The 15,269-nt window shown below is 70.8% G+C and carries 14 protein-coding genes and 1 tRNA gene; 8 read left to right on the forward strand and 7 right to left on the reverse strand.

The annotated features are described in order from the left end of the window. Positions 1-40 precede the first annotated feature (40 nt). From ACQEVJ_RS04440 to ACQEVJ_RS04460, 5 genes are all read right to left on the reverse strand, one after another. Positions 41-946 carry an NUDIX hydrolase gene (locus ACQEVJ_RS04440; protein ID WP_433097426.1) on the reverse strand — a complete coding sequence of 302 codons (906 nt, stop codon included), beginning with the start codon at positions 944-946 and terminating at the stop codon, positions 41-43. Positions 947-969: 23 nt separating this feature from the next. Further along, positions 970-3,066 (reverse strand): RNA degradosome polyphosphate kinase, encoded by a 2,097-nt coding sequence (locus ACQEVJ_RS04445; RefSeq protein ID WP_433097428.1) that lies wholly within the window; start codon positions 3,064-3,066, stop codon positions 970-972. A gap of 168 nt (positions 3,067-3,234) precedes the next feature. Beyond that, positions 3,235-4,212 carry a TetR family transcriptional regulator gene (locus ACQEVJ_RS04450; RefSeq protein ID WP_433097430.1) on the reverse strand — a complete coding sequence of 326 codons (978 nt, stop codon included), beginning with the start codon at positions 4,210-4,212 and terminating at the stop codon, positions 3,235-3,237. A 286-nt stretch (positions 4,213-4,498) separates the two neighbouring features. Then, complete coding sequence (locus ACQEVJ_RS04455) at positions 4,499-5,437, reverse strand: acyl-CoA desaturase (protein WP_433097432.1); 939 nt, start codon at positions 5,435-5,437, stop codon at positions 4,499-4,501. A gap of 277 nt (positions 5,438-5,714) precedes the next feature. After that, on the reverse strand, positions 5,715-6,263 hold the full coding sequence (locus ACQEVJ_RS04460) for a helix-turn-helix transcriptional regulator (protein WP_433097434.1): 549 nt from the start codon (positions 6,261-6,263) through the stop codon (positions 5,715-5,717). Positions 6,264-6,430: 167 nt separating this feature from the next. On the opposite strand from ACQEVJ_RS04460, the gene ACQEVJ_RS04465 reads away from it, so the two are divergent. From ACQEVJ_RS04465 to ACQEVJ_RS04480, 4 genes are all read left to right on the forward strand, one after another. Further along, positions 6,431-6,604, forward strand: coding sequence for a hypothetical protein (locus ACQEVJ_RS04465; protein WP_433097436.1), 174 nt, complete (start codon positions 6,431-6,433; stop codon positions 6,602-6,604). A gap of 90 nt (positions 6,605-6,694) precedes the next feature. Then, positions 6,695-6,765: transfer RNA gene (locus ACQEVJ_RS04470), tRNA-Gln, on the forward strand. A 181-nt stretch (positions 6,766-6,946) separates the two neighbouring features. Beyond that, the gene (gene glmU, locus ACQEVJ_RS04475; RefSeq protein WP_433097438.1) at positions 6,947-8,416 is read left to right on the forward strand and encodes a bifunctional UDP-N-acetylglucosamine diphosphorylase/glucosamine-1-phosphate N-acetyltransferase GlmU; all 1,470 of its coding nucleotides are present in this window, start codon (positions 6,947-6,949) and stop codon (positions 8,414-8,416) included. A gap of 233 nt (positions 8,417-8,649) precedes the next feature. Then, the gene (locus ACQEVJ_RS04480; RefSeq protein WP_433097440.1) at positions 8,650-9,627 is read left to right on the forward strand and encodes a ribose-phosphate diphosphokinase; all 978 of its coding nucleotides are present in this window, start codon (positions 8,650-8,652) and stop codon (positions 9,625-9,627) included. 56 nt (positions 9,628-9,683) lie between these two features. Here ACQEVJ_RS04480 and trpS read toward each other — a convergent pair whose 3' ends face one another. Then, the gene (gene trpS / locus ACQEVJ_RS04485) at positions 9,684-10,772 is read right to left on the reverse strand and encodes a tryptophan--tRNA ligase (RefSeq protein ID WP_433097442.1); all 1,089 of its coding nucleotides are present in this window, start codon (positions 10,770-10,772) and stop codon (positions 9,684-9,686) included. Positions 10,773-11,067: 295 nt separating this feature from the next. Between trpS and ACQEVJ_RS04490 the strand changes: the two genes are divergently transcribed. Beyond that, positions 11,068-11,664 (forward strand): 50S ribosomal protein L25/general stress protein Ctc, encoded by a 597-nt coding sequence (locus ACQEVJ_RS04490; protein ID WP_433097444.1) that lies wholly within the window; start codon positions 11,068-11,070, stop codon positions 11,662-11,664. Between the two features lie 79 nt (positions 11,665-11,743). Further along, positions 11,744-12,355 (forward strand): aminoacyl-tRNA hydrolase, encoded by a 612-nt coding sequence (gene pth / locus ACQEVJ_RS04495; RefSeq protein ID WP_433097446.1) that lies wholly within the window; start codon positions 11,744-11,746, stop codon positions 12,353-12,355. Here the strand turns inward: pth and ACQEVJ_RS04500 are convergent. Continuing rightward, positions 12,330-12,953, reverse strand: coding sequence for an exonuclease (locus ACQEVJ_RS04500; protein WP_433097448.1), 624 nt, complete (start codon positions 12,951-12,953; stop codon positions 12,330-12,332). The genes pth and ACQEVJ_RS04500 overlap by 26 nt on opposite strands. Positions 12,954-13,031: 78 nt before the next feature. On the opposite strand from ACQEVJ_RS04500, the gene ACQEVJ_RS04505 reads away from it, so the two are divergent. Next, positions 13,032-14,492 (forward strand): sugar transferase, encoded by a 1,461-nt coding sequence (locus tag ACQEVJ_RS04505; RefSeq protein WP_433097450.1) that lies wholly within the window; start codon positions 13,032-13,034, stop codon positions 14,490-14,492. Positions 14,493-14,495: 3 nt separating this feature from the next. Continuing rightward, entirely contained in the window at positions 14,496-15,269 is a 774-nt protein-coding gene (locus ACQEVJ_RS04510; RefSeq protein ID WP_433097452.1) for a 3'(2'),5'-bisphosphate nucleotidase CysQ, read from the forward strand.

Consider the following 15,269-nt stretch of genomic DNA (forward strand, 5'->3'; position numbering starts at 1 on the left):
CGTACCGCTCCGTGTTTCAGGTCGCGTACCGCTCTGTGCTTCAGGTCGCGTACCGCTCCAGGCTCACGACGCGATCGCCCGCCCCGGCGGTGGCGCGGCCTCGATCGACGGCGCGGTGGAGCACGGCGAAGCCGCCCTTGGCGAGGGCGTGGTCGGCGGTCCGCACGCCGCGCAGCGCCTCGCCGGCCATGCCCAGCAGCTCGGGCAGGATCTTGCCGTGGCTGCACAGCACCGCCGGCTCGGGCACGGTCACCAGGTCGCGCACGATCCGTTCCGCCTGGCGCGGGTCGTAGCCGCTCTCCGACAGCGCCGTCTCCTCGCGCACCTCCAGCCCATGCCGCTCGGCGTACGGCTTGAGCGTCTGGGTGCAGCGCCTGCTGTGCGAGCTGACGAGGCCGGCCGGGCGGTAGGCCCCGAGCACCGTGGCCAGGATCTCGGCCTGGGCGCGGCCGCGCTCGTCCAGCGGGCGCCGGTCGTCGTCGCCCTTCCACTCCTGCCGGGAGCCGGCCAGCGCGTGCCGCAGCAGGATCAGCGGCGTGGTGACGAGGGGAGCGGCGCCGACGGCGCGCAGCAGGCTGCGGTCCCACGCGTAGGTGAGGCGCCGCCGTGCCTCCTCGATCGGCAGCCAGGCGACCTCGTCGACCTCGTCGCCGTCGACCGCAACCTGGTCATTCAGAGCGTGGGCGAGCCAGTAGTCCACGCGCTTGAGCCGGCCCTCGTGCATGTAGTGGACGGGCGGGAGAGCGCGGCCGAGCACGACCGGCAGACCGGTCTCCTCCCGCACCTCGCGCAGGGCCGCCGCGATCACGTGCTCGCCGTGCTTGAGCTTCCCCTTGGGCAGGCTCCAGTCGTCGTACGCCGGGCGGTGCACGAGGGCGACCTCCGGGTCGTCCTCGTTCCCCCGCCAGACGACCGCCCCGGCCGCCCTGATCATGCCCTTGGCCATACCCCTGACCATGCCCTCGGCCGTCACTCGGTCACGTCGTCCACGGTCCGCCAGCGCCTCCCGGCGATCAGGTGGTGCTGGAGATCGACCTCGCCCCGGTGGCGCAGCCACTTGCCGTCGGAGTGCAGCGTCCAGGCGGTGGTGGTGTCCCGGAAGGCCAGGTCGAGCAGATCGGACAGATACCTGCGCTGCTGCGGGCTGGTGACCTTGACCAGCGCCTCGACCCGCCGGTCCAGGTTGCGGCGCATCAGGTCGGCGCTGCCGATCCAGATCTCCGGCCGCCGCCCTCCGCCGAACTCGTACACCCGGGAGTGTTCGAGGAAGCGGCCGAGCACGCTGCGTACGCGGATGTTCTCCGACAGGCCGGGCACGCCCGGGCGGAGGGTGCAGATGCCGCGCACCCACACGTCCACCGGCACACCCGCCTGCGACGCGCGATACAGCGCGTCGATGATCGGCTCGTCCACCATTGAGTTGGTCTTGATCCGGATCCGGGCCGTGCGGCCCGCCCCGCGGTGAGCGATCTCCTGCTCGATCCGGGCGAGCAGGCCCTGGCGCAGCGAGTCGGGCGCGACCAGCAGCCGGCGGTACTCCGACTGGTGGGAGTAGCCGGTCAGGTGGATGAACAGGTCCGTGACGTCCTCGCCCACCTGCGGATCGGCGGTGAGCAGGCCGAAGTCCTCGTACTGCCGGGCCGTCTTCGGGTTGTAGTTGCCGGTGCCGATGTGGCAGTAGCGCCGCAGCTCGCCGCCCGCCTCCTGGCGGACCACCATCGACAGCTTGCAGTGCGTCTTGAGGCCGAGCACGCCGTAGACGACGTGGCACCCGGCCGTCTCCAGCTTGCGCGCCCAGGAGATGTTCGCGTGCTCGTCGAACCTCGCCTTGATCTCCACCACGACCACGACCTGCTTGCCCGCCTCGGCCGCGTCGATCAGCGCGTCCACGATCGGCGAGTCGCCGCTGGTGCGGTAGAGGGTCTGCTTGATCGCCAGCACGTCCGGGTCGGCCGCCGCCTCCTCCACGAACCGCTGCACGCTCGTCGCGAACGAGTCGTACGGGTGGTGGATGAGGATGTCGCGCTCGCGCAGGGTGGCGAACAGGTCGTCCTCGGCGCTGATCGCCTCCGCCGGGACGAACGGCCGGTAGTGGAGCTCCGGGCGGTCGAGGTCGGCGATGGCGTGCAGCCCCGTTAAGTCGAGCGGCCCGGGCAGGCGGTAGATCTCGTTGTCGGACACGCCCAGCTCGTCCACCAGCAGTTCCAGCACCTTGGGGCTGATGGTGTCCTCGACCTCCAGCCGCACCGGCGGCCCGAACCGGCGGCGCAGCAGCTCGCGTTCCAGCGCCTTCATGAGGTTCTCTGTGACGTCCTCGTCGACCTCCAGGTCCTCGTTCCTGGTCACCCGGAAGACGTGGTGCTGCACGATCTGCATGCCCTTGAACAGCTCGCCCAGGTGGGCCGCGATCACGTCCTCCAGCGGGACGAACCGGTTCGGCGAGGCCGTCACGAACCGGGGGAGCTGCGAGGGGACCTTCACCCGCGCGAACACCGTGTGGCCGTCCTCCGGGTTCCGCACCGTCACGGCCAGGTTCAGCGAAAGACCCGAGATGTACGGGAACGGGTGGGCGGGATCGACGGCCAGCGGCGTCAGGACCGGCCGGATCCGCTCACGGAAGAGCTTGCGCAGCGCCGTCCGCTCGTCCCTGGCGAGGTCGTCCCAGCGGACGATCGCGATGCCCTCCTCGGCGAGCTCCGGGCAGATGCGGTCGTGGAAGACCGCCGCGTGCCTGCGCGCGAGCTCGTCGGCGACCGTCGCGATCCGCGACAGCGCCTCGCTCGGCTTCAGCCCGCCCGTCGTCCGCAGCAGCAGGCCGGTCGCCATCCGCCGCTTGAGCCCGGCCACCCGTACGCGGAAGAACTCGTCCAGGTTGCTCGCGAAGATGGCAAGGAATCTGACGCGTTCGAGCAGCGGCACCGAGGAGTCCTCCGCCAGCTCCAGGACGCGCTCGTTGAACTGGAGCCAGCTCTCCTCCCGGTTGAGGAATCGATCGTTGGGCAGCGGGGCGTGCGCGGGGAGATCGGCCTCTTCCGGCTCAGATGCGGGGGAGCTTTGGGCGGACATATAACGAAATATGCCCCAACTCGTTGAACGGAACGTTAACTTCACCGCAACGAAAGCGTCAGGCGGACTGCCCTAGGCCGCGTTCTCCCTGCTCGCCGCGCCTCCGGCGGCGTCGCCGAGAAGCGCGCACGGCATTCCGGGGACCGGTTACGAGCCGTGGCGGAACCGTCAGATCTCCCCGTGCTGCTGCCGGTCGAATCCCTTCACCCGCTCGCGCTGCAGGCGTTCGAGTTCCTTGGCCCGCTCGCGCTGCTGGCGTTCGAGTTCCTTTGCGCGTTCGCGCTGCTCGCGCTCCTGCGCCTTCTCCTGCTCGCGGCGGAGCTTCTCCTGCTCCTTCATCTGCCGTTCGAGTTCCTTGGCGCGTTCGCGCTGCTCGCGTTCCTTGGCCTTCTCCTGCTCGCGCTGCTGGCGTTCGAGCTGCTTGGCGCGTTCGCGCTGCTCGCGCTCGCGCGTCTTCTCCTGCTCGCGGCGGAGCTTCTCCTGCTCCTTCGACTCGCGCTCGGCGGGTCTCGCCGTACGGGCCTCCGCGGCGGGGGACAGGACCAGGCCGCGCGTCGCCGCGGTGAGCGCGGGATTGGGATCGAGACCGGTCAGGCCGTTCCAGGACAGGTTCACCAGGTGGGCGGCGACCTCCTCGCGGCGCGGCTTGCGCACCTCGAGCCACCACTGCCCGGTGAGGGCGGTCATTCCCACGAGCATCTGGGCGTACATCGGCGCGAGCTTGGGGTCGTAGCCCCGCTCCTGGAACTCGTCCGCCAGCACGTCCTCCACCTGGCTGGCGATGTCGCTGATCAGGCTGGCGAAGGTGCCCGTGCCGGAGGCGGCGTGGGAGTCGCGGACCAGGATGCGGAAGCCCTCGCTGCTCTCCTCGATGTACTGCAGGAGGGCGAGCGCGGCCCGCTCCAGCTTGATGCGGGCGTGTGAGGCCGACAGGGCCTGGGTGACCAGGCTGAGCAGGCGCTGCATCTCCCGGTCGATGACGACGGCGTAGATGCCCTCCTTGCCGCCGAAGTGCTCGTACACCACGGGCTTGGACACCTTGGCGCTGGCCGCGATCTCCTCGACCGAGGTGCCGTCGAAGCCCTTGTCCGCGAACAGGGCACGGCCGACCTGGATCAGCTGCTCGCGCCGTTCCGCGCCGGTCATGCGTCTTCGGGATCGGGAGGACTCGCTCACGGTTTCCATCTTGGCGGGTGCGGCGGCCCGGACCCGGCTCGGGCCGGTTCGCGTCTCCTCGAGAGGAGCCGCCCGACGTGCCGGTACGGCCACCGCGGAGGCGGGGGCCGTACGAGTGCCGGTGCCCGCGGGTGCCGGAAGGGCGGATGTGGCGGGCGCCGCCGGAGAAGAGGGCCCCGATAGGGGGGCCGTCGGTGTGAGGGACAGGGCCGCCGCGTTCCGTAGAGCGGCCCTGCCGTCAGCGCTGACTGAGTCGTCAGGCAAGTCGCTTCGCCGCCAGCCGCTCCGGGGTCGGCCACCGCACGTCGTAGGCCCAGCCGGCCTTCTCGAACCAGCGGATCATGCCCGCGCTGAGGTCGATCTGGCCCTTGAGCGCGCCGTGCCGGGCGCAGGTGGGGTCGGAGTGGTGCAGGTTGTGCCACGACTCCCCGAACGACGGGATGGCCAGCCACCAGACGTTGCGGGACTTGTCGCGCGACTCGAACACCTCCTCGCCGAACACGTGGCAGATGGAGTTGATCGACCAGGTCACGTGGTGCAGCAGCCCGATCCGCATCAGCGTGCCCCAGAAGAAGGCGGTCAGCGCGCCCTGCCACGACCAGGTGATGAGGCCGCCCAGGACCGGCGGGAGCAGCAGGGAGGTGATCGCCATCGTCGGGAACCACCGGTGCAGCTTCATGATGTCCGGGTCCTTCAGCAGGTCCGGGGCGTACTTGGCGCGGTTGACGCGCTCGACCTCGAAGAGCCAGCCCACGTGCGCGTACAGCAGGCCCTTGCACATGGACTTGAAGCCGGGCCCGAACCGCCACGGCGAGTGCGGGTCGCCCTCCTTGTCGGAGAACTTGTGGTGCTTGCGGTGGGCGGCGACCCAGTCCAGCACCGACATCTCCAGCGAGAGGCTGCCGGCGATCCCGAGGGCGATCTTCAGAGGCCGGTTGGCCTTGAACGAGCCGTGGGTGAAATAGCGGTGGAACCCGACCGTGACCCCCAAGCCGGACACGGCGTAGAACACGGCGGCGATCGCGACGTCCGTCCAGCCCAGGCCCCATCCCCAGGCGAACGGCACTACGGCGATGACCGCGAGGATCGGAAGGCCGACGACGAGCGCGAAGACGACCAGATCGGCTTTGCTCTTGCCTTCCGGCTCGAACTCCGGCTTCGGCTGTGGTGAGGGACGTTCGGTCAGGACGGTCATGGGCTACCTCACGAGATGGGGAAGAATGTCTGGCTACGGAACCGTAACCTACGCCATCGTAAGTTAGGAATACCTAAGAGCGAATGTGTGGAAGGTGACGCTCCGGGCCACATCTGGTGGCGAATCCATGCCTTGCACCAACGGTCGGCCATCTGGTAATGCCTCATGCTCGCTTCCGGGGCCGCGCCGCAGACGCCGCGGCGTCGACGGCGACCTGCCCGCAATGCCCTCTCGGTAACATCCGGATTCGCCGTATTCCCAGCCATACGCAGGCTTGTCAGGCGGGCGGGTGATGCCGGGCCGCGTCGACGAGACGGGCGCCGAGCGCGCGGATGTGCGCGACGAGTTCGGGCGGTTCGTGCACCTCGAACGGGACGCCGAGTTGCGCGACCCATGTGGCTGGCTCGTCAAGAGAGTTCGACCCGGCGCTGAGGACGCACCTGCTGTCGTCGGCCGGCTCGACCACCGCCGTCGTCGGCGGCATCCGGTCGGCGATGACGTGGGCCGGCGCGTGCACCGTGAACCGGCCGCGGTAGCGGTAGGGGCCGACGGAGATCCGCTCGGAGATGTAGCGGACGAGGTCGACGCCGGGCGGCTCGCGCGGCGTGAAGCGTGGCCCGTTCGGGGTGTGCAGGCGCAGCCGGTCGACGCGGAACGTGCGCCAGTCGCCCCGGCCGGTGTCCCACGCCACCAGGTACCAGCGGCGGCCCGAGTTCACCAGCCGGTACGGCTCGGCGGTGCGGCGGTCCTCGGTGCCGTCGTGGGAGCGGTAGTCGAACCGCAGACTCTCCCGATAGCGGACGGCCGCCGCGACCGCGGTGAGCACGGCCGGGTCCACGGCTGAGGCCGGGCCCGTCAGAGGAACCGTGACCGACCGCAGGTCGCCGACACGGTGCAGGAGGGCTCGGCTACCGGCGACACGGCGCACAGGGCGGCGACAGCGGCGCTGTCATCTGGCCGGCGCTCGGCCGCGCCGCGCCCCAGAACGTCGGCGTGCACGTCAACGGCGCGCTCGGGTTCCCGACCGGCGACCCGGTCGAGTTCGAGGGGCCCACCCATGCCGAGCTCGCCCGCCTCGGCCAGTACCAGGCCCAGGACCGGGCCGGCGGCTCCGGCACGCGGGGCCGGCCGGTGAGCGGCGCCGAGGTGGGGCGGACGATGCGCTGATTTTGGGGGCGCGCGTCAGGGGGTGGGCTCTGTATCCTGAGTGCGGATTCCGGCGGCTGCGGAATCCGACAAAGCGGCACTTTGCGCCCTTCCCGGGTCGTCTAGGGGCAAGACTACAGATTTTGGTTCTGTCAACGGAGGTTCGAATCCTCCCCCGGGAGCCCCTTTATTCGGCCGTTCCAGCCCCAGGGGGGCTGGTTCCCTCCCGGGGTACGGCAGGTAAGCTCACCTTGTCGAGCGGGTGACCGTGCGGTTCCTGGGTACTGGACGCGTGGGCAGCCGCACCCGATCCGTACAGCACGATCCGTGTAGTAAGCCGCGACGCCGAGGGAGCCTCAGTCCGTGAGTGTGCCGCGCCCGGCAGCCGTGATCGTCCTCGCCGCCGGCGAGGGCACCCGGATGAAATCGAAAACCCCCAAAGTCCTCCACGAGGTCTGCGGCCGAGCGCTCGTCGACCATATGCTCGCCGCCGCACGCGGCCTCGCCCCCGAGCGGCTGATCGTGGTCATCGGGCACGCGCGTGAGCAGGTCGGCGCCCACCTGGCGACGACCGCCGCGGACGCCCGGCCGGTCGTCCAGGACAAGCAGAACGGCACCGGCCACGCCGTGCGCACCGTGCTCGAAGCCGAGGGCGCGATCGACGGCACCGTCCTGGTGACGTACGGCGACACGCCGCTGCTGCGCACCGAGACCCTGGCGGCCCTGCTCGAACGGCACGCCGCCGACGGCAACGCCGTCACGGTGCTGACCGCCGTCGTCCCCGACCCGACCGGCTACGGCCGGATCGTGCGCGACGAGGACGGCGCGGTGCTGGAGATCGTCGAGGAGAAGGACGCGACCCCAGAGCAGCGCGCGATCGCCGAGATGAACTCCGGCGTCTACGCCTTCGACGGCGCGCTGCTGGCCGGCGGCCTGAAGCGGATCGGCGCCGCCAACGCCCAGGGCGAGGAGTACCTGACCGACGTGCTGGCCATCCTCCGCGAGGACGGTCACCGGGTGGGCGCGCACGTGGCCGCCGACCACGCAGAGGTCGAGGGCGTCAACGACCGCGTCCAGCTCGCCTTCGTCCGGCGCGTGCTCAACGACCGCATCCTGCAGGCGCACATGCGCGCCGGGGTGACCGTCGTCGACCCGGCCAGCACGTGGGTCGACGCCGGGGTCGAGATGGAGCCCGATGCCGTGATCCACCCCGGCACCCAGCTCAAGGGCGCCACCAGGATCGAGGCGGGAGCCGAGGTCGGGCCGGGCAGCACGCTGACCGACACGGTCGTCGGCGAGGAGGCCGTCGTGCGCAACACCGTCGCCGACGGCGCGGAGATCGGTCCCGGCGCCAGCGTGGGCCCCTTCGCCTACCTGCGCCCCGGCACCGTGCTCGGCCCCAAGGGCAAGATCGGCGCGTACGTCGAGACCAAGAACGCGCGGATCGGCGAGGGCTCCAAGGTCCCGCACCTGACATACGTCGGCGACGCGACGATCGGGGTCGGCTCGAACATCGGTGCCGCCTGCGTCTTCGTCAACTACGACGGCGTCTCCAAGCACCACACCGTCGTGGGCGACCACGTGCGCGTGGGCAGCGACAACATGCTCGTCGCCCCGGTCACGATCGGGGACGGAGCGTACACGGCCGCCGGATCCGTGATCACGTCCGACGTGCCGCCCGGGGCGATGGCGGTCGCCCGCGGCAAACAGCGCAACGTCGAGGGCTGGGTGACGCGCCGCCGCGCCGGCACCCGGTCGGCGGAGGCGGCCCGGCGGGCGATCGAAGCCCGCGACGAGGCCGCGGCGAACGGCGGAGCCCCCGCCGGCGATTAGGACCACCTGCGGCCCGCCTCCCCGCGGGCCGTACGGGGACAGGAAAGAGTACGAGGCGCGGTCCTCTGACCGCGTAGCGCCCACGGGCCAGGCCAGGAGGACACCGTGACCGACCACATCGACCGGGCGAAGGAGTTTGCGGGCTCCGGGCGAAGCGAGGGAACGGCGTTATGGCCGGCCCGGCCTCACCAAGCCCGGTACGGCGAACAGGCTCGACACGCGAGGAGCGCGGCATGAGCGGCAAGAAGACGACCGGTGAGCGGAACCTCATGTTCTTCTCCGGCCGGTCCCACCCCGAACTGGCCGACGAGGTCGCGAACGCCCTTGGCGTCGAGATCACGCCGACGGCGCTGCGTGACTTCGCCAACGGCGAGATCTACGTGCGATACCTCGAGTCCGTGCGCGGCTGCGACGCCTTCGTCATGCAGAGCCACACCGCGCCGATCAACCAGTGGATTATGGAACAGTTGATCATGGTGGACGCCCTCAAGCGGGCCTCCGCCAAACGGGTCACTGTGATCATGCCGTTCTATGGCTACAGCCGGCAGGACAAGAAGGGCCGCGGCCGTGAGCCGATCACCGCCAGGCTGATGGCCGACCTGTTCAAGCAGGCGGGTGCCGACCGGATGATGTCCATCGACCTGCACACCTCGCAGATCCAGGGCTTCTTCGACGGTCCGGTGGACCACCTGTTCGCTCTGCCGGTATTGATCAACTACCTGCGCGGCAAGCTCGACCCGGCGACCACCACGATCGTCTCCCCCGACACCGGCCGCGTACGGCTGGCCGAGCGCTGGTCCGACAGCCTGGGCACGCCGGTGGCGTTCATCCACAAGCGGCGCGACCTCGACGTGGCCAACCAGGTGAAGGTGCACGAGGTGGTCGGCAAGGTGCGCGGCAGGACCTGCGTGCTGATCGACGACATGATCGACACGGGCGGCTCGATCTGCAAGGCGGCCGACGCGCTGTACGAGCACGGCGCGACCGACGTCGTCGTGGCCGCCACGCACGCCATCTTCTCCGACCCGGCTGTGGACCGGCTGAAGAACTCCCGCATCTCCGAGGTGGTCGTGACCAACACGCTGCCCATCCCGGAGGAGAAGAGGTTCGACAGCCTCACGGTCCTGTCGATCGCCCCGCTGATCGCCCGGGCCATCACCGAGGTCTTCACCGACGGCTCCGTCACCAGCCTCTTCGAAGGCGACAGCTGACTTTTCTGGCCCCCGGTCTGGTCGGACGGCCGTCCGGGGGCCCTTTGCTTCTGTAGTCAGTAGAGAGAGTTCATCGCCGCCCGCACCTCCCTGAGCGTGGCGTCGGCGATCGCGCCGGCGCGTTCGTTGCCGTCCCGGAGCACCCGGCGGATGTGGGCGCGGTCCCGGGCCAGCTCGGCGCGCCGCGCCCGGATGGGCGCGAAGTGGTCGTTGACGGCGTCGGTGACGGCGGCCTTCAGCGCGGCGGCCCCACGGCCGCCGATCTCGGCGGCCACGTCGTGCGGGTCCCGGTCGAGGCACAGCGCGGCCAGGAGGACCAGGCTGCTGACCTCGGGCCGGGCCACCGGGTCGTACGTGATGTGGCGGTCCGCGTCGGTCTTCGCGCCGCGGATCAGTCTGGCGGTCTCGTCGGCGGTCGCGGCGAGGGCGATGGCGTTGCCCCGGCTCTTGCTCATCTTGGCGCCGTCGGTGCCGAGCAGCAGCGGGGCCGCGGACAGCAGGGCCTCGGGCTCGGGGAACACGGGGTTCGACGCGGTGCCGTAGCGGCTGTTGAAGCGGCGCGCGACGGTGCGCGCGACCTCCAGGTGGGGCAGCTGGTCCTGCCCGACCGGGACGAGGCCGGCCTTGCAGAACAGGATGTCGGCCGCCTGGTGGACCGGATAGGTGAACATCAGCCCGCTGACCGCCGACTGGCGCGAGTGGGCGATCTCGTCCTTGACGGTGGGGTTGCGGCCCAGCTCCGCGACCGAGACCAGGCTGAGGAACGGCAGGAGCAGCTGGTTGAGCGCGGGTATCGCGCTGTGCGTGAAGATCGTGGCCCGATCCGGGTCGATGCCGGCCGCCATGTAGTCGAGCACCAGGTCCTCCACGTGGTCCGCGAGCCGGTCGGCGACGTCGCGATCGGTCAGGACCTGGTAGTCCGCGACGAGCACCATCATGTCCACGCCCAGGTTCTGGAGGCGGACGCGGTTGTGGAGGGTGCCGAAATAGTGCCCCAGGTGCAGCCGGCCGGTCGGGCGGTCCCCGGTCAGCGCGCGGAAGCGGCCTGGCCGCTCCCGGATCGATCTCTCCAGCTCGGCGCTGCGCCGTCGCGCGGCCGGCACGCCGAGGTCGTCGGACGGAGTGGTGTCGAGGGTCGTGCTCATGTGGTCTCTCCCTTGGCAGGTGGTCCGCCGTTCCGACGGCGACCCCTCGTCCAGGGAGCACGAAAAAGGGCCGTCCATCCGAACGGCCCGGTGCGTACGCGTGTGAGATGGCCGCTCCTATGTGGAGCGCCACCAGCCCTGACACGCCGCACGAATCATGCGGTCAGTGTAACGGCCACCAGGGGACTGCGGGCAAGACGGTAGAGTGGTGGGGTTGCGCTCGTAACGCCTTCCGCTAGGGCGGGTGAGGGGGAGCGCGCAATCCGCCGGTCGAGTCATCCCTAGGAGATGTGCCGTGTCCGAAGTACGTATCGCCACCGAGCTTCGCAACGAGTTCGGCAAGGGCGCCGCCCGCAAGATCCGCCGGACGAACAAGGTCCCCGCCGTCCTGTACGGCCACGGCACCGAGACCAAGCACCTGACCCTCCCCGGCCACGAGCTGCTGCTCGCGCTGCGCACGCCGAATGTGCTCATCCGCCTGCAGGGCGAGGGCGTGGACGAGATCGCGCTGCCCAAGGGCGTCCAGCGCGACCCGATCAAGGGTTTCATCGAGCACGTCGACCTGCTGCTGGTCAAGCGCGGCGAGAAGGTCGTCGTCGAGATCCCGGTCACCGTCACCGGCGACCCGGTCGGCAGCGCCATCGTCGAGCAGCAGCTCGTGACGATCTCGGTCGAGACCGAGGCGACCCACATCCCGACCGGCGTCGAGGTCGACGTGGACGGCAAGGACGCCGGCTTCGCGGTGCACGCGAGCGACCTGAACCTGCCGAGCGGCACCACGCTGGCCGGCGACCCCGAGGCCCTGGTGCTGCAGGTGATCGGCGCCCCGGTCGCCCAGCTGCCCGAAGAGGGCGAGGCCGCTGAGGGCGAGAGCGCCGAGGCCGCCGAGTAGGACCCCGTTCGTGAGAGAGTCCTCCACAGGGTGTCCTGTGGAGGACTCTTCCATGTGGACAACAGCGGAGGAGACAGCGATGTCGGACGCGTCCGCGCAGCGGTGGCTGGTGGTGGGCCTGGGCAACCCCGGGCCTGAGTACGCCGGGAACCGGCACAACGCGGGCTTCATGGTGCTCGACGAGCTGGCGGCCCGGGTGGGCGGGCGGTTCAAGGCGCACAGGTCGCGGGCCGAGGTGGTCGAGGGCCGCCTGGTCGCGCTCCCGGTCGTGCTGGCCAAGCCGCTGTCGTTCATGAACCTGTCGGGCGGCCCGGTGAAGGCGCTGGCCGACTTCTACAAGGTCACCCCCGACCGGGTGATCGTGATCCACGACGAGCTGGACATCCCCTACGGCGCGCTGCGCGCGAAGACCGGCGGCGGGGACAACGGCCACAACGGCCTGAAGTCGATCACGAAGGCGCTCGGCACGCGTGACTACCCGCGGATCAGGTTCGGCATCGGCCGCCCGCCGGGCCGCATGGACCCGGCGACGTTCGTGCTGCGCGACTTCGCCACGGCCGAGCGCAAGGACCTGCCGTTCCTCGTGGACCGGGCGGCCGACATGGTGGAGTCGCTGATGACCGGCGGTCTGGAGGCCACGCAGAACCGCTTCCACGCCGCGGACCTCAATCCGGCGAAGCCGCCCCGCTGACGTCGCTCGCGTCGCGCTCGCGGGCGGCGCCCGGCCACAGCATGAGGTTCTGCAGCAGTTCCGCCTGCTCGATGGCGTCGTCGAGCGCGTTGTGGGTGTGCGGGCGCCGCGATCGCACCTCGCGCGGCATCTGGCGCTTGGTCGCCCAGGCCACCGGCACCACGGCCTTGGCGGCGTACAGCGTCTTGATGTCGATGCACCGGGAGTGGCCGAAGGGCGACTGCCCGGTGAAGCGGAGGAAGTACCAGTACATCCACATCCAGTCGTACGACAGCGGGAAGGCCGCGAGCACCGGCAGGTCGCCGCCGCACACCTCGCTCACCCAGGCCGCCGCAGCCGTCATCGCCTCGGCCGGGTCGCGTCCCTCACGCAGCAGCGTCGCCCGGTCGAGGCCGCTCACCGCCAGCGCCTCCGGCACGTAGTCGTCGCTGATCGGCCGTAACTCCGCGTAGAACGTCAGGGACTCCGGGTCGGTCCGCTTGAACCGCCGCCCGGTCATCCGGCCGGCCACGGTCATGCCCAAGCTGACCATCGAGTACGGCCCCGGAATCGGGCCGTCCGCCTCGACATCAACCGATATGTATGTTTCGGCTTTCAACGAATCTCCCTGAGACGCCGGGACGGGGCGGCTAGCATTCCAGCACGATCGGTAGTCGAATGATCACAGGGGGCGACGGTGCTGGACGGCGACACGTCCTCGGTCGCCGTCGGCACGTCCCGGGACTCGCCCGCCCATCCGATACCGCGGCCGCCCGCGTGGGCCGTCAGATATCGGCTCACCGCGGCCGTCTGCGACATCGTGGGCGCCCTTCTCGCGGGGGTCACCGCCGTGGTGATCCGGTTCGGCGAGGTTACTCCGTACGTGATGCCCTATGTGATGGCGAGCGCCGCGCTGCCCGTCGTCTGGGCGGCGATCCTGGTCCTGAGCCGGGCGTACGAACCTCGCCTGATCGGCGTGGGGGCCGAGGAGTTCCGCCGGGTCGCGCGGGGCGGCTTCACGCTGATCGCCGGTGTCGCGATCGCGGCGTACGCGTCGAAGACCGAGATCGCCCGCGGCTACGTGCTGATCGCGCTGCCGCTCGCCACCGTGCTCACCCTCGGAGCCAGGTACGGCCTGCGGCGGCGGCTGCACCGCAGGCGGGCCAGGGGTGAGGGCTGCATGCGCAGGGTGGTGGCGGTGGGCCATCGGGCGGCGATCGCCGAGCTGGTCGGCACCTTCCGCGGTGAGCGCTACCACGGGATGGAGGTCGTGGCCGCCTGCGTGCCCACCCACGCCGCCGGCCGGGTCGCGGACGTGCCGGTGCTCGGCGACTTCACCGACGTCCCGCTGGTGGTCGAGCAGGTCCGGGCGGACACGGTGGCCGTGCTCGCCTGCCCCGAGCTGGACGGCACGGCGCTGCGCAGGCTGGCCTGGCGGCTGGAGCGGACGCGCACCGACCTCGTGGTGGCGCCCGCCCTGATGGAGGTGGCCGGCCCGCGGATCGCGATCCGGCCCGTCGCCGGGCTCCCGCTGCTGCACGTCGAGCATCCCGAGCTGGCGGGAGGACGCCGGCTGGTCAAGGACGTGTTCGACCGGATGGTCGCCGCGGCGGCGCTGGTCGTGCTCGCCCCGCTGCTGGCCGCCGTCGCCGTGGCCGTGCGGGCGACCAGCCCGGGGCCCGCCCTGTTCCGCCAGCGGCGGGTCGGCAGGGACGGCGTGGAGTTCACGATCCTGAAGTTCCGCACGATGCGGCGGGACGCGGAGGCCCGCAAGGTCGAGCTGGTCAGCGACGCGGACGGCGTGCTGTTCAAGGTGCGCAGGGATCCGCGGGTGACCCCGCTCGGCGCCGCGCTGCGGCGTTACTCGCTCGACGAGCTGCCGCAGCTCATCAACGTGCTGCGGGGCGACATGTCGCTCGTCGGGCCGCGCCCGCCGCTGCCCGAGGAGGTCGCGCGCTACGGTGACGACGTGCGCCGCAGGCTCGTGGTCAGGCCGGGGATGACCGGGCTCTGGCAGGTCAACGGCCGATCCGACCTCTCCTGGGAGGAATCGGTACGGTTGGACCTGCGTTATGTCGAGAACTGGTCTCTCATGCTGGATCTGCAGATCTTATGGAAGACGTGGTCTGCGGTCGCACGCGGGGCGGGAGCGTACTGAGAAATGACGATACGGGACGACCATTCCCTCGCCGGCGAGCTGGCGACGGAGGCGGGGGAGCGGCTCCTGGAGCTGCGCGCCCGTCTCGGGTTCGAGGACGGCCGGGCGCTGAAGGATGCCGGGGACCGCGCGTCCCACGAGTTCCTCATGGACGCCTTGAAGCGGCTGCGGCCGGACGACGCCGTGCTGTCGGAGGAGGCGACCCGCGAGGAGCGGATGGACCCCCGGCGGCTGTCGGCCGAGCGCGTCTGGATCGTCGACCCTCTCGACGGCACCCGTGAGTTCTCCGAGCAGGGGCGCGCCGACTGGGCCGTCCACGTGGCCCTGTGGGAACGCGGTTCCCTCGCGGCCGGTGCGGTCGCCCTGCCCGCCCAGGGGCGTACGCTCACGACGGCGACGCCGCCCGAGCTGCCGGAGAAGGTGCGTGAGCCCTTCCGCATCGCGGTCAGCCGCACCCGGCCGCCCGAGTTCGTCCGTGAGCTGGCCGCCCGCCTCGGCGGGGAACTCGTCCCCATCGGCTCGGCCGGTGCCAAGATCGCCGCGGTCCTCACCGGAGAGGTCGAGGCGTACGTGCACGCCGGGGGCCAGTACGAGTGGGACTCGGCCGCGCCGGTCGCGGTTGCGGTCGCGGCGGGGGCCCACGCGAGCAGGATCGACGGCTCACCCCTGACCTACAACCAGGGGGACCCTTGGCTGCCCGATATCCTGGTCTCCCTACCGGATCTGGCGCCAACGTTGCTCGCCGGAATCCGTGACCTGCATCGCCAGACTCCGTGA

Source organism: Microbispora sp. CA-102843, from assembly GCF_050936215.1.
Classification (GTDB): domain Bacteria; phylum Actinomycetota; class Actinomycetes; order Streptosporangiales; family Streptosporangiaceae; genus Microbispora.